We start from the raw sequence: 19109 nt of genomic DNA, 5'->3' as shown, positions 1-19109 counted from the left end.
AATAATATAGCCACTTTACGCGACCTCTTCAGAAGGTCAATTTGAACCAATTTGAACGGCATGAGGAATACTTATGACAACCACGAATAAAGTCGAACGCGCGCTTTTTGATGACGTAATGGTACCGAACTATAATCCGGCGAAAATGATTCCGGTAAAAGGTGAAGGTTCACGAGTTTGGGATCAAGAAGGTAAAGAGTACGTCGACTTCGCGGGCGGTATTGCCGTGAACTGTTTAGGTCATTGTCATCCTGCTATGGTCAAAGCTTTAACCGAGCAAGGCAACAAGCTTTGGCACCTCAGTAACGTATTCACCAATGAGCCGGCTATCCGATTAGCGAAAAAATTGACCGACGCGACATTTGCCGATCGGGTTTACTTCGCCAACTCAGGTGCAGAGGCAAACGAAGCTGCGCTGAAATTAGCACGCCGTTGGGCTTTGGATAAGTTTGGTGCTGAGAAAAATCAAATTATTGCCTTCAATAAAGGTTTCCACGGTCGTACTTTCTTCACCGTAACCGTTGGTGGTCAGCCAGCTTACTCTGATGGTTTTGGTCCAAAACCGGGTGCTGTTGAGCACGTTGATTACAACGATTTAGCGGCGCTTGAGAAGCTGATGTCAGAGCAGACTTGTGCGGTCATGATGGAACCACTGCAAGGTGAAGGCGGTGTGATTAGCCCAGACGTCGAATTCGTGAAGGGTGTACGCGAACTGTGTGATAAATACAACGCGCTGTTGGTTTTTGATGAAGTGCAAACTGGTTTTGGCCGCACTGGTAGCTTGTACGCATACCAACAACTTGGCGTGGCGCCAGACATTTTATCGACGGCAAAAGCGCTTGGTGGCGGTTTCCCTATCGGTGCAATGTTAACCACCAATGAAATTGCGCAACATTTAAAGCCAGGTACCCATGGTAGCACTTACGGTGGTAACCCACTGGCTTGTGCGGTTTCAGAAGCGGTATTTGATGTTGTAAACACCAGCGAAGTGCTTGAAGGCGTTAAAAAACGCGAACAATTGTTCAAAGATACACTGCATAAAATCAATGAAAAATACCATGTGTTTAAAGATATTCGTGGTAAAGGTTTGTTGCTTGGCGCTGAATTAACCGAGCAGTTTGAAGGTAAAGCGCGCGATTTCTTAAACGCTGCAGCAGATGAAGGTGCAATGGTATTGGTTGCTGGACCAAGCGTGATTCGCTTTACCCCGTCGTTAATCATTCCTGAGCAAGATATTGTGGAAGGTTTAGCGCGATTTGAACGAGCTGTAGCTAAGCTCGCTGGTTAACCAAAGCGGAGACACGCTATGTTAGTGGTGCGTCCGATTACGCCGCAGGATTATGCGGCGCTTTACACCTGCGCAGTTGAATCTGGGCATGGTTTCACCTCGCTACCGGTCGACGAGGCGTTATTGCGTCGTCGTATCGCTCGCGCGCAAGAAGCCTTTGCGCGTGAACAAGTGAGTGAGCCGGGTGAAGAAGGCTACCTATTTGTCATGGAAGATACGGACACCGGTGAGGTTGTTGGTTGCAGTGGTATCGAAGCGGCGGTAGGGCTTACCGACGCTTTTTATCATTACCATATCGGTAAGGTTGTTCATCATTCGAAAGAGCTCGATATCTACAATGCACTTGAAACGCTCACGCTGTGTAATGACTACACGGGCGTCAGCGAACTCTGTACGTTGTTTTTACGCGAACCCTTTCGCAAGAACATGAACGGCCGTGTCTTGTCGCGTTTCCGCATGTTGTTTATGGCTGAGTTTCGCAATCGCTTTAGCGATATTGCGATTGCCGAGATGCGCGGAGTCTCTGACGAGAACGGTGAATCACCATTTTGGGGTTGGTTACAACAAAATTTTTTCTCGATGGATTTCACCCAAGCCGATTATCTAACGGGCATTGGTGAGAAAACGTTTGTTTATGAATTGATGCCAAAACTACCTATTTATGTGCAGCTTTTGCCGCCGGAAGCGCAAGCAGTCATTGGCCAAGTGCATGACAATACGCGGCCTGCTTTGCGCATGTTGCAAAGTGAAGGTTTCCGCTGTCGCGGGTATATCGATATCTTTGATGCGGGACCAACGGTTGAGGCAGAAGTGTCAAATATCAAGAGCGTGAGAGAGAGTAAGCGCTTACCTGTAGTTATCGGAGAAGTGGCTAAAGATAAACCACGCTTCATTGTTTGTAATACCAAAGTTGCTGAGTTTCGTGCCATTCAAGCACAGCTGAGTGATGAGCACGATCACGTCATTATCGATGCCGAAGCGGCCGCCGCGCTGCGTGTACAAGACGGCGACTACGTTCGATTTGTCACATTGACAGGAGCAAACTAATGTCTGAACAGAATTTATTTATCAACGGCAATTGGGTTGCCGGAGAAGGCGAGTTGTTTAAATCAATTAATCCATCTCGCGATGAAGTTATTTGGGAAGCGAAAGCCGCGACTGACGAACAGGTTGATGCTGCAGTCATGGCAGCACGAGCTGCGTTTGTTGAGTGGGCGGATAAAAGTTTCGAAGAGCGTCTTGCAATCTGTAAACGTTTTGCTGAACTTCTCGAAGAAAATAAGCAAAAATTCGCTCATATTATTGCTGAAGAAACCGGTAAGCCGGTTTGGGAAACGCTAACCGAAGTTGCGGCAATGATTGGTAAAGTCGCTATTTCTGAGCGGGCTTATCATGAACGCACGGGCACGGTAGAAAATGCGATGCCAGGTGCAAAAGCATTTGTACGTCATAAACCGCATGGTGTTGTTGCCGTATATGGGCCATATAATTTCCCGGGTCACTTACCAAATGGTCACATTGTGCCGTCGTTGTTGGCGGGTAATACGGTAATCTTTAAACCAAGTGAGATGACACCTAAAGTGGCTGAGTTCACAGTAAAAATGTGGGAAAAAGCTGGTTTACCAAATGGCGTTTTGAACTTAGTTCAAGGATTGGTTGATACCGGTAAAGCCTTGTCAGCTCATCCACAAATTGATGGTCTTTTCTTTACTGGTTCGTCAAACACTGGCCATGTTCTACACAAATTATTCGCTGGTCGTCCTGATAAGATCTTAGCGCTAGAAATGGGCGGTAATAACCCGCTCATCGTGAAAGATGTCGCAGATATCGACGCTGCGGTGCATGATATTGTGCAATCAGCATTTGTTACCTCAGGTCAGCGTTGCACCTGTGCACGTCGCTTATTTATTGAGAAAAGTGCGCAAGGCGATGCGATTTTGAAGCGTCTAATTGAAGTGACTGAAAATATTCAGGTTGGTGATTACGAAGCCGATCCGCAGCCATTCATGGGTGCAATGATTTCAGCGAAAGCCGCTTCGGATATGGTCAAAGCGCAGAACGATTTGATTGACGCGGGCGCCAAAGTACTGTTGAAAATGTTGCAAAAAGACCACAATCTTGGTTTCGTCACCCCAGGTATTCTGGACGTGACCAATGTCACAGAAATGCCGGATATTGAGCATTTCGGACCGCTATTGAAGATATATCGTTACACTGATCTAGATGCAGCGATTGCAGAAGCGAACAATACGAAGTACGGCCTTTCTGCTGGTATTTTGTGTGATAGTGAAGATACCTATCGTTATTTCTTCAAGCGTATTCGCGCAGGTATCGTGAATTGGAACAAGCCAATTACTGGCGCAAGTAGCGCTGCACCGTTTGGCGGCATTGGTGCGAGTGGTAACCATCGCGCTAGCGCCTATTATGCGGCTGACTATTGTGCTTACCCAGTAGCTTCGGTAGAAGCTGAGCATGTAAGCTTGCCAGAGAAACTAGCACCTGGCCTTAAATTCTAATAGACACAACGAAAAGGAGTTATCGATGGCAGCAACCATGCATGCAACAGTGAATTGGCGTGACGGTTTAGTATTCGAGGCGAAGTCAGGCTCGGGTCATACGGTGGCAATGGATGGCAATAAAGCCGAAGCCGCAAGCCCAATGGAGTTGGTGTTAATGGCTGCTGGTGGATGCTCCTCAGTTGACGTGGTGAGTATTTTAGAAAAGGCACGTCAGCAGGTTACTGGTGTGCAGTGCGAAGTGAAGGGTGAGCGTGCCGATGCAGTGCCTGCTGTGTTTACCCACGTTCACCTGCACTTTATTGTCACCGGTACTGACGTTGCTGAAAAGCATGTTGAACGTGCGGTTGCTTTATCAGCAGACAAGTACTGTTCAGTTGCGAAGATGCTGGAAGCCTCGGTAAAAGTTACGCATAGCTATGCAATCGTAGACACGGGTGAGAATGCGTAGATGAACTATCGGCATAGTTACCATGCCGGCAACTTTGCCGATGTCCTCAAACACGTTTTGCAATGTGTTGCCCTAGAATATCTTCAGCAAAAAGATAAACCATTTTGGTTGCTTGATACGCATGCCGGCATTGGTATGTATGACCTTCAAGGGGAGCAGGCGCAAAAAACTGGTGAGGCAACCGACGGAATCGCGCGGTTACTGGCTCGCGACGATTTACCGCCCGCTATTCAGCGCTACGTTGAGTGGGTGAAACAGGTTAATAGCCCAGAACAACTGCGCTGGTACCCGGGCTCGCCTTGGTTCAGCGCACAACATTTGCGACCACAAGATAGTCTGACGCTGTGTGAAATGCACCCACAAGACAGCGGTGCGTTGGCTGAAAATGTGCGCAGCGAGTTTCCCGCAGCAAAGCAAATTAAAGTATTAGAACAAACCAATGGTTATGGCGCGCTCAAAGCCTTATTGCCACCCCCACAAAAGCGCGGCATGGTGCTGATTGATCCGCCATTTGAACAGCGTGATGAGTTTGAACAAGTCGTGCGTGCGCTTACTGATGGTGTGCGGCGCTGGGCAACAGGGATTTATGCGGTGTGGTATCCGATTAAAGATCCGTTGACCATTGGCGACTTTCATCAAAAGGTGAAACGTATTGCCGGTGTCGAAAAGGTGTTTGCGGTCGATTTACTCATCCGCACAGCCACTGACCGCAGTAAACTCAACGGCTGTGGCATGCTATTTATCAATCCACCGTTTGGTTTAACGGAACAAATTCATGACATTATGGATTATTTAACACCGCTATTGGCGCAAGACCGCGGTGCAGAATATCAAAGCATTTGGCTCTAAGCGCGGCTGTTGCTGCGCTGTTTCTCTAAGATTTCTTCTATCAGCGGGGCTAAGATTAGTTCCATCGCAAACACCATTTTACCGCCAGGTACCACGAGCGTATTCATACGCGACATAAACGAACCGTCGATCATTCGCAGGTAGTAGGGATAGTCGACATTCTTAATGCCACGGAAACGAATCACAACGAAGCTTTCATCCAGCGAAGGGATGTCTTTGGCACTAAACGGATTTGAAGTATCGACGGTTGGCACACGCTGGAAGTTGATATGTGTCCGCGAAAATTGCGGCACAATGTGGTGAATATAATCTTCCATACTTCGCACAATACTTTGCGTGACAGCCTCGCGTGAATGGCCGCGCTCTGAGGTATCTCGCAGGAGCTTTTGGATCCATTCAAGGTTAACGATAGGCACCATGCCGATTAACAAATCGACATACTGGGCAACATCATATCCTTCACCTACCACACCGCCATGTAAGCCTTCGTAGAAGAGTAAATCGGTGGCCTTTGGCAACGGTTCCCATGGAGTAAAAGTGCCCGGTACCTGATTGTAGGGCACGGCATCATCAAAACTATGTAAATAACGACGCACTTCACCATTACCGGTTGCCCCGTATTCGCGAAACAGCGCCTCCAGTCGAGTAAAATCGTTCGCTTCAGCACCGAAGTAGCTAATATGCCGACCTTGCTCCTGTGCTTTACGAATCGCCAATTCCATTTCAGGTCGGGAGTAACGATGAAAACTATCACCTTCTACACACGCAGCCTCAACATTTAGCGAACGGAAAATATGTCGCAGAGCTTGGCTGGTTGTGGTAGTACCGGCGCCTGATGAGCCAGTTACTGCAATGATAGGATGTTGAACCGACATGAAACCTCCAAAAACGTAGAAAGAATGTTATACGGGGTCAGTTACACGCGGTCAAGTTTTGTTCAGGTTAGTAATGGGGCGGGATGTCATCCTCAGGGTTGGTGGAATTGCCACCTTCTCGATCGCTTATTTGTTGGAACTTTTCCACCATTAATTGCATCTTACGTTGCAGAAGTTGTAATTCTCCCGCTTGTTGCGTCACCAATTGATTCAATGTTTCAATGGTATCTTCTTGGAACGCCAATTGGCTTTCTAAATCGGCGATACGTCGTGATAAATCATGTTCGTGTTGCGCAGCCATAGGCAAACACCCCTAATTGTGTGTAGTATATTCAGCGCGACGAATTACAACTTACTCTGACAGAGAATTCAATCCTGGAGACAATAAATGAAGCAATTTAAAAAGCCTTTGGCGCTGGCAGTAATCGCGCTTGCAGTAACCGGTTGTATGCAGCAACAGGAAAAATTTCCGGTAAGCGAAGCTGCACCAGAGGCTGAGCAAGACAAAATGGCTTATGCCTTCGGTTCAACCTTAGGTGAATATGTTGGTGAAACATTGAACCGCCAAGAGCAAGCCGAGTTTGTTTTAGATCGTGAAATTGTGATTGCTGGCTTTGTCGATGCAATCAAAGGTGATGCGAAAATTTCGCAAGCTGAAGCGGAAGAACTAATCACAACCATGCAAACCCAGATTGCTGAGCAAACGGCAACTGTAATCGGTGGTAAAGCGCAGGCTGAAGGCGAAGCGTATCAAGCAGAAAATGCCAAGAAAGAAGGCGTAACAGTCACTGAGTCAGGCCTCCAGTACGAAGTGCTGCAAGAAGGTCCAGAAGACGGTGCGCAACCATCAGCAACTGATTTAGTTGAAGTTCATTATCACGGCACTTTGGTTAATGGTGAAGTCTTTGATAGCTCGGTCGATCGTGGCGAGCCATTAGTATTACCATTGAACCGTGTTATTGCTGGCTGGACTGAAGGGGTTCAATTGATGAGCGTAGGCGACAAATATCGCTTTGTTATCCCTTCAGATCTTGCTTATGGTGAGCGTGGCGCCGGTAACGGTCAAATCCCACCAAACTCAACTCTTATCTTTGAAGTTGAACTGCTCAACATTGTTGATCCAGAAGCGACTGAAGAAGAAACAGTAGAGATTGAAGCGAAGCAATAACCATTACTTCGCTGATTGATAACATCGCTAGAGTAGCTCGTGCTGCTCTAGCGTGTTTAATAAGCGGTCTTCAAACTCCATTCGCAGTTCGAGTGCCTCACCTAAGTTTGATAGATCTCGATCAAACCCATTCAGTTCAGATTCAGGCGTGACATCGCCATAGCTATCATTGAAATCAAGCGCAATCTCTGTGGTATCGCCTATTAATGGAAATAGTTCATCAGCCAGTTCGCGGGTCGATTCCGGTGCCTTTTGGCTATTACGAATAATCGTATCGAAAACTTCAAAATGCCCCGCTGAAATATAATCCATGAGCAATTCGCAAAAATGCGTAATATCTGCTGTCGCAGGTAACGCATGTGCTTCACGTTCATAAGGTGGTAGCCCAGCAAGCTTAAAATATTCAATCAGCATTGCTTGTCGCTCTTGTAACCAAGTATCCACTGCAGCGTGGGCGCCTCCCCAGCGTTGCTTGGCTTGCTCGTTACGCTTTAACATGTGTTTCTCCGTTTGATGAATAGCCACCAATCTACTGATGATGCTAAGCTAGCGTCAACTATTTTCGCTGACTTTCAGGTTATTTTACATGACAAAACCATACCAACGCCCCGCACCAGACGAACCTGTTTGGTGGTTTGTGATTTCAGGTGGTGAGTTACTCATGACCGAAGCCAAGCAAATACCACACGGATTGCTTGAGGATTTGCCGTTTCCTGATTTAACCGAATATAAAACTGTATTTATTGGTGAGTTACGTGAACGCCATTGTTATTTGGTTATAGCCGATTACGGGGATTCAAATTTCACTGCCGTTGGTGAATTTTTGAGTGTGAGAGAGCTCATCATCGGCTCTGACGATGAACTATTCGCGATGGCGGCGCGAGCCAAACAGATTGCTGATTTTCTTGCGACGCACCGGTTTTGCGGTCGGTGCGGAGCGCGCATGCAGGCTGTGGATTGGGAAATCGCCATGCACTGTCATAGCTGTCAGCATCGCTGTTATCCGCGTATTTCTCCCTGTATTATCGTCGCGATTCGCAAAGGTAATCAGATTCTGTTAGCCCGCGGTAAACGCCACCCCGAAGGGCTATATTCGGTCTTGGCCGGCTTTGTTGAAGCCGGTGAGCCGTTGGAGCAAACCTTAATGCGTGAAGTGATGGAAGAAGCTGGGGTTCGTATCAAAAACCCGCGTTATGTCACCAGCCAATCATGGCCGTTCCCGAACTCTCTGATGATGGGTTTTCTTGCTGATTGGGAAAGTGGTGACATTCGTATTGACCCATTTGAGCTTGAAGAAGGCGGTTGGTATGACATCAACGATTTACCAAAAATCCCGCAGCAAGGAACCATCGCCAATAAATTGATTATGCGCTTAAAAGCTGAAATTGATCAGGAAAGAAATTCCTAATACTGGTAAAATATGCGGCAAAATTTAAAGGGTAACTTGGATAGATAAAATGTCTGAACTTAAGTCGGAATTAAAAAACGATCTGTATCTCCGCGCGTTGCTACGTCAGCCAACCGAACGCACGCCGATTTGGATGATGCGTCAAGCTGGGCGCTATTTACCTGAGTATCGCGAAGTGCGTAAACAGGCCGGCGACTTTATGGCTTTGTGCAAAAATGCCGAACTTGCGTGTGAAGTGACGTTACAGCCGTTACGTCGTTTCCCGCTGGATGCAGCCATTTTATTCTCAGACATTCTGACGATTCCTGATGCCATGGGTCTTGGATTATATTTCGAAGCCGGAGAAGGACCTAAATTTGAGCGCCCGGTGCGTGATATTGCGAGTATTGAAAAGCTCGGCGTACCTGATCCAGAGCAAGAGCTTCGTTATGTGATGGATGCGGTGCGAACGATTCGCCGCGAATTAAACGGACAAGTTCCGCTTATCGGTTTCTCAGGTAGCCCTTGGACGCTAGCAACGTATATGGTTGAAGGTGGTAGCACGAAGAATTTCAGTGAAGTCAAAAAGCTGATGTTCAGTGAGCCGAAAGCCATGCATTTATTACTCGACAAATTAGCACAGTCGGTGACCAGTTATCTCAACGCGCAAATTGCCGCCGGTGCCCAAGCTGTGATGATATTTGATACGTGGGGTGGTGTATTGAGCCCGCGCGATTATCGTGAATTCTCGTTAAATTACATGCAAAAAATCGTCAATGGCCTAACGCGTCATGCCGACGGTCGACAAGTGCCAGTCACCTTGTTCACCAAAAATGGTGGTGCTTGGTTGGGTGATATGGCCGCTACTGGATGTGATGCATTGGGTGTGGATTGGACCACTGATTTGGGCACTGCTCGTGCAGCCGTGAACGACAAAGTGGCGCTGCAGGGGAATATGGATCCGAGCGTATTATATGCCCCGCCAGCTCGTATCGAAGCCGAAGTTGCAACCATATTAGAAAGTTACGGTCATGGCCACGGTCACGTCTTTAACTTAGGCCACGGCATTCACCCAGAGGTGAATCCAGACCATGCAGCAGCGTTTATCGAAGCCGTGCACAAATTAAGTCCCGCCTTTCATAAGTAATTGCTATTTGCGGTAAACCCCGCTTATTGTCCGATGAGCGGGGATGTCGCACGGAATCCCTAGGTTACAATAGTGTCAGAACATGACATGAAGCCAAAGTGGTAACCTGAGGGATTTATGGCAGCAAGAAATTTATTTAATCCGATCACCATCATACTCGTTCTCGTGGCAGTCGCCACAGCGTACTTCTTTGGATTTGCAGACCCGAATGCGGGTAAAGAAGAGCGCCCACAAAACGCTGTACCGGTACGTATTCAATCTGCTCAAATAAGTGAATTTCGCGATGTCATTGAAGCGCTAGGTACGGCTCAGGCAAATGAATCAATCGTGGTTACCGCACAAGCGCAAGATATCGTGATGGCTGTCCACTTTGACGATGGTGATGTCGTAGAAGCTGGTGATGTCTTAGTGGAACTTGACTCTCGCGAGGAAACCGCGGTTGTACAAGAACTAAAATTTCGTCTCGCCGAAGCGAATCGCCAGTATCAACGTTTAGTTGATTTGCGCCGCCAAAATGCCGCCTCACAGCAGCAATTAGAAGCACAAGACGTATTGGTCAAAGAAATTATTGCTGAGTTAGAGGTTGCCGAAACACGCTTGGCTCAAAAGCGTATTGTTGCGCCATTTGCCGGACGTCTTGGTATCCGTCATGTCAGCGTTGGCTCGTTAGTCTCTCCGGGTGAACAAATTACGACTTTAGATGATGTCACTCCGATCAAACTCGATTTCAATGTTCCAGAACTCTTTTTTGCCAGTTTAAAAGTTGGGCAAGAAGTTGCTGCACGCAGCGGTGCTTATCCGGGTGAAGAGTTTCGTGGTGAAATTCGTAGTATCGACTCACGTGTCGACCCACTAACCCGCTCTATTTTGGTGCGAGCAACATTGCCAAATAACGATAATAAATTACGCCCAGGCATGTTGCTGCGCGTTAATTTATTACGCAGCGTGGATGAGACAATGATCTTGCCTGAAAAAGCCATTGTGCCAATCAATGATCAAACCTTTGTCTATGTGATTGATGAGAACAACATTGCGCACCAAACGCCAGTAACATTGGGCCGCCGCAAGCCAGGGATTGTTGAAATTATTGATGGCATCAAACCTGGTGATAAAGTCGTGACCGAAGGAATGGTGCGCCTACGTGATGGCGTTGCTGTAACCGTTCGGGAGGGCTAACGCAGATGTTGCTCTCAGATGTTTCGGTTAAACGCCCGGTTTTTGCCTCAGTTGTTAATATCCTACTTATCGTTTTTGGTATCGTCGCGTTTACGATGCTGCCGTTACGCGAGTACCCTGATATTGATCCACCGGTTGTATCGATTGATACAAGCTATACGGGTGCTTCTGCAGACATTGTTGAAACTCAAATCACCCAAGTTATCGAAGATCGTATCAGCGGTATCGAAGGGATTAAAAATATTAACTCAAGCAGTCGTAATGGACGCTCACGTATTAGTATCGAGTTTGAACTGACGCGAGATATTGATGCCGCGGCAAATGACGTTCGCGACCGCGTTTCGCGCGTTCTGGATAACCTACCCGAGCAGGTTGACCCACCTGAAGTTTCAAAAGCAAACTCGGATGAAAGTACCATCGTTTGGTACAACCTACGCAGTGAAACCATGTCGGTGTTGGAGCTAACCGACTACGCTGATCGCTACATTGCCGACCGGTTATCGGTGGTTGATGGCGTTGCGCGTGTGCAACTTGGTGGTGAACGCCGTTATGCCATGCGAATTTGGCTCGATCGCGACGCAATGGCTGCCCGTAACATTACGGTGACCGATATTGAGAATCGGCTACGTTCCGAGAACGTTGAATTACCGGCCGGTGAAGTTGAATCAATTGACCGCGAATTTACCGTTCGCGTCGCCCGTACTTATTTGACACCGGAGCATTTTGAGCGGTTGACGATTAAGCGTGGTGACAACGGTCAATTAGTGCGATTGGCTGAAGTGGCTCGTATTGAAATGGGATCGGAAAACGATAAAACCGATTTCCGCGGTAACGGTATCAACATGGTTGGTGTCGGTATCGTTAAGCAATCTAAGGCCAACACATTAGAAGTGGTGGAAAACGTCAAAAAAGAAATTGATACCATCGCTCAGACGCTACCTGAAACCATGTTCATTGTGCCAAGTTATGATTCATCGATATTCATCAAAGGCTCCATCGACGAAGTTTATAACACGCTGGGTATTGCGATGGCCTTGGTTGTTATCGTGATTTATATGTTCCTCGGTAATATTCGGGCTACCCTCATTCCTGCGTTAACAGTACCTGTTGCGATTATTGCGTCATATATCGCGCTATTTGCAATGGGCTTCTCGATTAACCTATTGACGTTGCTGGCGCTGGTTCTGGCTATCGGTCTGGTGGTGGATGACTCAATTGTTGTGCTCGAAAACATCTATCGTCGTATTGAATCTGGTGAACCACCGTTGTTAGCCGCATACCGTGGCGCTCGCGAAGTTGGTTTCGCAGTTGTGGCGACGACATTGGTGTTGATTTCAGTTTTCGTCCCGTTAGCGTTTCTCGATGGCAATATCGGACAGCTATTCACCGAGTTTGCGTTAGCAATAGCCGCCGCAGTTGCCTTTTCGAGCATCGCTGCGCTGACTTTATCACCAATGCTGAGCTCAAAAATTCTGCATAAAAAAGAGCGCTCGAGTAAATTCGGTCAAATTATAGATAGAGTTTTCGCCTGGGTTGAATCGGGCTATGTTCGTGTACTTAAACGAACTCTAGCGTACCCATGGATGGCGGCTGCACTTATCGTATTATCGGGCGTGTTGTCGTACGGCATGATGCAATTTGTTGAGCAAGAATTTGTGCCACCAGAAGATCGCGGCACATTCTATGTCATGGTGCGAAGCGAGGAAGGCGCAAGCTTCGAATCAAACTCTGCCAACATGCGTGAAATCGAAAGCATCCTCATGCCATATATTGATCAAGGTAAAATCGACCGCTTGATTATTCGCTCACCAGGTTGGGGTAACTCAGCAGGTGTTGCCATTGTTGGTGCAGTGCCGTTTGAAGAGCGCGAATGGTCAACTTTCGAGCTGATGGATGAAGTTTCGCAGCAGCTTAACAATGTGACTGGGGTGCGCGCGTTCGCATTTATGCGCAGCGGTATAAGCGGTGGTAATGGACGCCCAGTGCAGTTCGTTCTGCAAGGCAATACCTATGAGCAACTGGCGGCGTATCGCGATATTGTCATTGAGAAAGCGAGTCAGAATCCGAATTTAATGGATCTCGATAGCGACTATAAAGCCACACTGCCACAATTGTTAATTCGTATCGATCAAGAGCGCGCTTCAGATCTTGGTGTGTCAGTTGGTGATATTGGCCGAACGCTCGAAACCATGTTAGGACAGCGTCGTGCGACCACCTATCTCGATAGAGGTGAAGAGTACGACGTGATTATCGAAGGTGAACGATCGGATTATCGCAGCCCGACCGCCATCGATAATATTTATGTGCGCTCAAATAGTTCCAATCAACTCATCCCGCTATCAAACTTAGTGACAGTTGAAGAACAAGCTACCTCAGGTTCGCTCAATCGCTACAACCGTATGCGCAGTATTACTATCGAAGCGAACTTAGCTGAAGGTTATTCGCTCGGTGAAGCCTTGGCTTATCTTGAAGATATCGTTCGTACCGAGTTACCTGATGACGTGTCGATTGACTATAAGGGCGAATCGCAAATGTACAAAGAGAGCGGCAGCTCAGTAATCTTTGTGTTTGTTCTCGCCTTACTTGTTGCTTACTTAGTGTTAGCGGCACAGTTTGAAAGCTTTGTTCACCCGCTTGTCATTATGCTGATGGTACCGATCGCGTTTTTAGGGGCTATTATCGGCCTTTATGCGACTGGAATGACGATCAACATTTACAGTCAAATTGGTATTGTCATGCTCATTGGTTTGGCTGCGAAGAACGGTATCTTGATCGTCGAATTTACTAACCAACTGCGCGACGCCGGTATGAAGTTTGATGAAGCGATTGTCAAAGGCTCGCAGCAACGCTTGCGCCCGATTGTCATGACTGCGTTCACAACGCTAATGAGCTCTGTGCCATTAATTCTTGGTTCTGGTCCAGGTGCTGAAAGTCGAATGGTGATTGGTACAGTTATTTTTGCTGGAGTCGCTTTGTCTGCATTCTTAACGATCTTCATTATTCCATCGTTATATGCCTTGCTTGCGCGTAATACAACTTCACCGGAAGCGGTTGCGCATGAGCTAACAGCGCTTGAACAACAGCATCCGGATAGTAAAGGAAGTTAAACGACTATTCCCATCGATTGGCTTCACGGGCATCAACAAATAGCCCGTGAAGCACGTTTCTTGCAAGCGTGGGGTGATTGGTAAAGATGCCATCTACCCCCATTTCGTTTAAATCACGCATATCATCGGGTTCGTCAACCGTAAACACAAAAACCTTTAGACCACGTTGATGGGCATCATCCACAAATTCCTGAGTCACAAAATCGACATCGATGTGCACAGACCATGCATCAAGTTGTGCGGCAAAGTACGCGTAATTAAGTGGACAACTGGTGGTAAGCGCACCAATGCGCTGGTGCGGATGATCCTGCTTCAGCTGTGCTAGCCAATGATGATTAAAACTGGAAACTAAGAGCTGTTCCGGTTGGAAATTGGCGTGTTCAACCGCGCGCCGCAAATGGCGGGTTAAGCCGCGCTTAATATCGGCGCCCTTGAGCTCGATATTGACCTGACAACGCCCATGAATAAAGTCGAGGGTTTCATCTAGGGTTGGTATTGGTTGCTGCCCGAACACCTTCAAAGTACGAATCTGAGCGAGGGTCAAATCATGTAAACGCCCAGTTTGAGCGGTTAATCGAGCTAAATAGCGATCATGAAAGACGAGCCATTCATCTTCAATCGGGTAGACATCAATTTCAATGCCGTCAGCTTGCGCATCGAGAGCCCTGCTGAACGCCGCAATGGTGTTCTCCGGTGCTTCAAAGCTTGCTCCACGATGCGCAAAGATGAGCATAACTAGTCGTCACGCTCACCCAATACAGTACCCATACGAGTAACAGTGCCTGGTTTCAATTCGTCGGCAAAATCGATGACGTCATCTGGGAATACCAAAATGACGGTTGAGCCTAATTTGAAGTGGCCCATCTCTTCGCCTTTTTTCAGTCGAAGCGCCTGGTCACCGGCGGTTGGATATTCCCAAGTGTGCACATCACTGCCGCGCGGCGGTGTCACAGTTTCGGACCAAACGGTGCCAATACTAGCTACAATAGTTGCGCCAACCAACACCATCGCAAATTGCCCAAAATCAGCTTCAAATATTGCAACGACTCGTTCATTACGCGCGAATAAATTGGGCACGTTAGCCACTGTTAGCGGATTGACTGAATACAAGTCGCCGGGCACGTAGATCATTTTTTTCAGCACGCCATCACATGGCATGTGAATACGGTGGTAATCTTTCGGTGCCAAGTAGATGGTCGCAAAATCACCATCACGAAACGCATGCGCATCACGCGGGTCACCACCGAGAAGCTCAGTTAGACTGTAATCGTGTCCTTTTGCTTGGAATACGCGACCTTCTTCAATATCGCCGAGTTGGCTGATTGCTCCATCGACAGGGTGAGCAAATTGCTTATCGTCGGTCGCTTTCAACGGACGCAACTCAGGCTTTAGATAGCGAGTGAAAAATTCGTTGAACGTTTTATACGCTTTTGGATCTTCATGAATGGCTTCACTCATGTCAATTTTATATTGGCGGATAAACCACCGAATAAAGAGCTGCGTAAACCAGCCAGCGCGTGCGGCTGCAAATTTACCGACCAGACGCGATACGGCATGCTTAGGTAGCCAGTGTTGCATTTGAATTTTTACGCGATCCCAATTCACGTTTTTTTACCTCGAGTAGTAGCTCTGGATGGCTTTTTGATGGCCATCGATTCAATAATTTTGTGGAAATTGTACAGGCGTAGCGGGTGTAGGTCACCTGCTTCTAATGCTTCGCGAAGTGCACAACCTGGATCATCCTGGTGTTTGCAGTCGCGAAACTTGCACTGTCCTAAGTATGGTCGAAAATCGATATAGCACCAAGCGACGCGCTCAGGCTCTAAATGCCACAGTGCGAACTCACGAATGCCTGGCGAGTCAATGAGTATCCCGCCGGTGGGCACCACATAGCGAGTGGCGACGGTGGTTGTATGTTGACCTAGCCCTGAATTATCCGAGATAGCGCCAACATCAGCATCGATATCAGGTAACAACGCATTGACCAACGATGATTTACCAACCCCTGACTGACCAACAACAATCGAGACATGTGCGCTTAATAGTTCTTGCAAAGCATGCAGAGAATCGCGCTGTTTGGCACTCACTTCGAGCACCTGATAACCGACATCGCGATATACTGCCAGTGCGTGATCAATCTCTTCGCGTTGCTCGGTTTCAAGCTCAGCAAGAAGATCGGCCTTGTTGAGAATAATAACTGGGGTGACCCCAATATCCTCGCATGCCACCAAATAGCGGTCGATAATTTGACTCGAAAACGCAGGTAAGACGCTTGAGACGATGAGAATTTGATCGACATTGGCTGCGACCGGCTTAACACCATCGTAATAATCTGGACGGCTCAGTAACGAACGCCGTGGTTGCACAGCCTCAATCACTCCTGCTACGTCTTCTGAACGTTGTTTGAAACGTCGCCAGATAACTTCGTCGCCACAAACTAATGAATCGACAGCGCGACGAATATGACAACGTAGAGCTGGATCAGATTGGGTGCAGATAATTGCTTGTTGGCCGAAACGGCTTACGACAATGCCTGATTCAGAAGCATCCAAAGCTGCATCTTCAACTTCGATTTCTAATTCAGCACGTTGAATACGCTTCTCTTGATTTGACTTTATTCGGCGTAGTTGCCCTTTGTTCAGACGTCGTTGTTTTGCCATCAAATTAATTCCAGTACATACTAGGGGCAATCATACATTATTCAGCACCAGAGTGCCTGAACTTAATTGTAATCAAATAAGGTAAATTGCATGACAGCGAGCGCAGAACGTCTCATTTGGATCGATTTGGAAATGACAGGATTAACGCCGGATTACGATCACATTATTGAGATTGCGACGATAGTGACTGATTATGAACTGAACGTATTGGCCGAGGGGCCTGTTATTGCGGTGCATCAATCGCAGGCCAATTTAGACAAAATGGATGATTGGAACGTGCGTACGCACAGCCAATCAGGCCTGGTTGAACGGGTTAAAGCCAGTAAAGTAAACGAGCAACAAGCGAGCGATGCGACGATCGAATTTTTACAGCAATGGGTAACCGCAGGCAGTTCGCCAATGTGTGGAAATAGCATTTGCCAAGATCGTCGTTTTTTAGCTCAGCATATGCCTGAGTTAGAGGCGTATTTCCATTACCGCAATCTTGATGTCAGTACATTGAAACAACTGGCTAAGTATTGGGCACCGGATGTTGCAAATGGCTTAACGAAGCAAGGTGCGCATACCGCATTAGCAGATATTCGTGAATCGATTGAAGAGTTGAAATATTATCGAGCGAACTTATTTAAATAATAATAACAACAACAAGGAAGGCTAAGCACGTGATTAAATGGCTCGTTGCTGCAGTTTTCATTATATTCATGGGGCTCACCTATGGCCCACCCAAGTATGTCGCATTTGCTGATTACCAGAAGCAAATTGAGACTGTATATGGTGAGCAAGATGCGTTTTTAAGTTGGCACGTCAACCGTTGGCTACCTTTAGAAATGTTTGCCGAGCTGGTTTGGTATGCGCCTGCTACTGACAGTAAGCAACCACTTACGGAGCTCGAGTTAGCGCAGTTTAAGCAAACATTTGTCATTCCCGGGCATTGGTTTTCAACCTATATTTGGTGGCTATTGCCACCACTTCTATGGGGCTTTAATAGGGTATTTGGCTTGGCATTCTTTGCTTGGCGACAGGTACGTTCACATCAGCGTAACTTCTTCTTAGCTGAACGCCGCAACACCATCATTGCTTACGAAACGTTTTTAAAGTTAACCAAAGACGCTCCCAATAAACCCTTCCGATTGAGACGCAAGGCCAAACAAGCTCGCGAACAACTTTATGATGATTACATGCAATCATTAACGCGTGCCGCTAGCGATGATGACGAAAGAATATTAAATGGCCTAGTCGCAAAAGCCTTGATGTTTAACCGCGAACATAATCAGCGTTATCTGCCGTTACAGTTGAGTATGGCGCCGGGCTTCAAAGCACTAACTCGAGGTGAGTATCGTTACTTTGCAAAGTTTGAAGGCTATTTTGATGAGCGCATGAACCAATCCGCGAAGCAATGGTTGCTAGAAACTCATGGTTCAGGTGTGCCGAGTATGTCGGAGTTATATGACGACTGGGATGCGCGAGCCCGCAATTGTGCAAAAGCAATTCTGACTTCGAAGCAATGGCGACCGCTGACTGATTTACGTGAAAGCTTCCGCGATTTTGCTAAAGATACCCTGTTCCGTATTCTTGGTAAGGCCAACATTCAACGCAATCGTGACGAGCTCGCGCGTTTTGCTGAAGCCTACCTGACCTATTCTGTATACCGTTACTTACCGGTTGATAACCAGCTGAGTGCGTATGAACAAGATTACAAAAAGTTGATTGGTAAACGCATTGCAACAGTGTTCTCCAGCTATTTTCCGCAGGAAGTTACCACCAACAATGTGCGCCCTGACTTGTTTTTGAATCCGTCATTTCGACAGGACAGTCATATGGGGACGTTGACTATTGAATTAATATTTGAAAACAAAGTACTACCAGATGGCATGCCGATGTTGAGTAGCGCATTCTATTTGAAGATGCCGGGTGAAGAACCGCAACGTTTGAAAGAACTTGAGCGAAAAATTTCGCAACTTAACAAGACCAAGGAGAAATCCTGATGCGCCTGATTGTTGCGTTAATGACATTGATGATGAGTGCCCCAGTGAGCGCACAGGAACCGAGTGAGTCGCAGTTACAAAAATTTCGCTGTGAATTGCATACCTGGATTGAACAAACCGATATTGTTCGTCATTGGTTAAATCGAGTTGAGCAAAATAAATTAGTGTTTGTGGATCAACAGGGTGCGATACGGGAGCCGCCACAACCGATTTTGTGGAAAAAAGCCGCAGGATGTTCAAAAACCGAGCGAACAAACAATTCAGCTGAAAAAAGTGGTTGACGGCGACAGACGAATCCGTAAAATACGCCCTCGTTAACACATGCGAGAATAGCTCAGCTGGTAGAGCACAACCTTGCCAAGGTTGGGGTCGCGAGTTCGAATCTCGTTTCTCGCTCCAAATTCGAAAAACCCGAAAGCGTCAAAACTTTCGGGTTTTTTTATTCCCGTCATATTTTTACCGTATACTTTAATTTATCAAACTCTTGCTGTTCAAAAGGA

General features: G+C 47.1%; 19 protein-coding genes and 1 tRNA gene. 14 read left to right on the top strand and 6 right to left on the bottom strand.

Translation table 11 applies throughout. The features are described from left to right. Positions 1-73 precede the first annotated feature (73 nt). From CWI82_RS08840 to CWI82_RS08820, 5 genes are read left to right on the top strand one after another with little or no spacing between them, the layout of a single operon-like run. Positions 74-1288: an aspartate aminotransferase family protein gene (locus CWI82_RS08840; RefSeq protein ID WP_130203259.1), complete on the top strand. Its 1215-nt coding sequence runs from the start codon at positions 74-76 to the stop codon at positions 1286-1288. 18 nt (positions 1289-1306) lie between these two features. Then, a complete protein-coding gene (gene astA / locus CWI82_RS08835; protein ID WP_130203258.1) occupies positions 1307-2335 on the top strand; it encodes an arginine N-succinyltransferase in 1029 nt (342 codons plus the stop codon). After that, the gene (gene astD, locus CWI82_RS08830; protein WP_092857042.1) at positions 2335-3804 is read left to right on the top strand and encodes a succinylglutamate-semialdehyde dehydrogenase; all 1470 of its coding nucleotides are present in this window, start codon (positions 2335-2337) and stop codon (positions 3802-3804) included. The genes astA and astD overlap by 1 nt, the downstream gene beginning before the upstream one ends. 37 nt (positions 3805-3841) lie before the next feature. Beyond that, on the top strand, positions 3842-4255 hold the full coding sequence (locus CWI82_RS08825; protein ID WP_130203444.1) for an OsmC family protein: 414 nt from the start codon (positions 3842-3844) through the stop codon (positions 4253-4255). Continuing rightward, positions 4256-5104, top strand: coding sequence for a 23S rRNA (adenine(2030)-N(6))-methyltransferase RlmJ (locus CWI82_RS08820; RefSeq protein ID WP_092857040.1), 849 nt, complete (start codon positions 4256-4258; stop codon positions 5102-5104). It abuts the gene before it with no gap. Here the strand turns inward: CWI82_RS08820 and CWI82_RS08815 are convergent. Together CWI82_RS08815 and CWI82_RS08810 are read right to left on the bottom strand one after the other, a co-directional pair. Continuing rightward, positions 5101-5979 carry a phosphoribulokinase gene (locus CWI82_RS08815; RefSeq protein WP_092857038.1) on the bottom strand — a complete coding sequence of 293 codons (879 nt, stop codon included), beginning with the start codon at positions 5977-5979 and terminating at the stop codon, positions 5101-5103. The two genes, CWI82_RS08820 and CWI82_RS08815, sit on opposite strands and share 4 nt — an antisense overlap. Before the next feature lie 67 nt (positions 5980-6046). Continuing rightward, positions 6047-6280: a SlyX family protein gene (locus tag CWI82_RS08810; RefSeq protein WP_092857036.1), complete on the bottom strand. Its 234-nt coding sequence runs from the start codon at positions 6278-6280 to the stop codon at positions 6047-6049. Positions 6281-6367: 87 nt separating this feature from the next. On the opposite strand from CWI82_RS08810, the gene CWI82_RS08805 reads away from it, so the two are divergent. Beyond that, entirely contained in the window at positions 6368-7147 is a 780-nt protein-coding gene (locus CWI82_RS08805; RefSeq protein ID WP_092857034.1) for an FKBP-type peptidyl-prolyl cis-trans isomerase, read from the top strand. Positions 7148-7174: 27 nt separating this feature from the next. Here the strand turns inward: CWI82_RS08805 and rsd are convergent, their stop codons facing one another. Beyond that, on the bottom strand, positions 7175-7645 hold the full coding sequence (gene rsd / locus CWI82_RS08800; protein ID WP_092857032.1) for a sigma D regulator: 471 nt from the start codon (positions 7643-7645) through the stop codon (positions 7175-7177). A gap of 88 nt (positions 7646-7733) precedes the next feature. On the opposite strand from rsd, the gene nudC reads away from it, so the two are divergent. The 4 genes from nudC (at position 7734) to CWI82_RS08780 (ending at position 13964) form a co-directional block, all read left to right on the top strand. Then, positions 7734-8555 (top strand): NAD(+) diphosphatase, encoded by an 822-nt coding sequence (nudC, locus tag CWI82_RS08795; protein ID WP_092857030.1) that lies wholly within the window; start codon positions 7734-7736, stop codon positions 8553-8555. A gap of 49 nt (positions 8556-8604) precedes the next feature. Then, positions 8605-9681: a uroporphyrinogen decarboxylase gene (gene hemE, locus CWI82_RS08790; RefSeq protein WP_130203257.1), complete on the top strand. Its 1077-nt coding sequence runs from the start codon at positions 8605-8607 to the stop codon at positions 9679-9681. A 117-nt stretch (positions 9682-9798) separates the two neighbouring features. Beyond that, positions 9799-10857: an efflux RND transporter periplasmic adaptor subunit gene (locus CWI82_RS08785; RefSeq protein WP_092857026.1), complete on the top strand. Its 1059-nt coding sequence runs from the start codon at positions 9799-9801 to the stop codon at positions 10855-10857. Between the two features lie 5 nt (positions 10858-10862). Then, a complete protein-coding gene (locus CWI82_RS08780) occupies positions 10863-13964 on the top strand; it encodes an efflux RND transporter permease subunit (RefSeq protein WP_130203256.1) in 3102 nt (1033 codons plus the stop codon). A 4-nt stretch (positions 13965-13968) separates the two neighbouring features. On the opposite strand, the gene CWI82_RS08775 is transcribed toward CWI82_RS08780, so the two are convergent. The 3 genes from CWI82_RS08775 to rsgA are packed head-to-tail and all read right to left on the bottom strand — an operon-like array spanning position 13969 to position 16624. Beyond that, positions 13969-14697, bottom strand: a complete 729-nt coding sequence (locus CWI82_RS08775) for a glycerophosphodiester phosphodiesterase (protein ID WP_130203255.1) — start codon at positions 14695-14697, stop codon at positions 13969-13971. Between the two features lie 2 nt (positions 14698-14699). After that, positions 14700-15542 carry an archaetidylserine decarboxylase gene (gene asd, locus CWI82_RS08770; RefSeq protein ID WP_130203443.1) on the bottom strand — a complete coding sequence of 281 codons (843 nt, stop codon included), beginning with the start codon at positions 15540-15542 and terminating at the stop codon, positions 14700-14702. 23 nt (positions 15543-15565) lie between these two features. Next, positions 15566-16624, bottom strand: a complete 1059-nt coding sequence (gene rsgA / locus CWI82_RS08765) for a small ribosomal subunit biogenesis GTPase RsgA (RefSeq protein WP_130203254.1) — start codon at positions 16622-16624, stop codon at positions 15566-15568. A 90-nt stretch (positions 16625-16714) separates the two neighbouring features. Here rsgA and orn point away from each other — a divergent pair, with 90 nt between their 5' ends. The 4 genes from orn (at position 16715) to CWI82_RS08745 (ending at position 19008) form a co-directional block, all read left to right on the top strand. Beyond that, complete coding sequence (gene orn / locus CWI82_RS08760; RefSeq protein WP_130203253.1) at positions 16715-17257, top strand: oligoribonuclease; 543 nt, start codon at positions 16715-16717, stop codon at positions 17255-17257. Positions 17258-17286: 29 nt separating this feature from the next. After that, positions 17287-18609, top strand: a complete 1323-nt coding sequence (locus CWI82_RS08755; RefSeq protein WP_130203252.1) for a hypothetical protein — start codon at positions 17287-17289, stop codon at positions 18607-18609. After that, entirely contained in the window at positions 18609-18890 is a 282-nt protein-coding gene (locus tag CWI82_RS08750) for a hypothetical protein (protein WP_130203251.1), read from the top strand. Before CWI82_RS08755 ends, CWI82_RS08750 begins: the two co-directional genes overlap by 1 nt. A 42-nt stretch (positions 18891-18932) precedes the next feature. Next, positions 18933-19008 (top strand) — tRNA-Gly (locus CWI82_RS08745). The last annotated feature ends 101 nt before the right edge of the window (positions 19009-19109 follow it).

The sequence above is a fragment of the Pseudidiomarina tainanensis genome (assembly GCF_004214835.1).
Classification (GTDB): domain Bacteria; phylum Pseudomonadota; class Gammaproteobacteria; order Enterobacterales; family Alteromonadaceae; genus Pseudidiomarina; species Pseudidiomarina tainanensis.
Note: the sequence above shows the minus strand (reverse complement) of the source record. Positions and strands in the feature narration are given on the sequence as shown.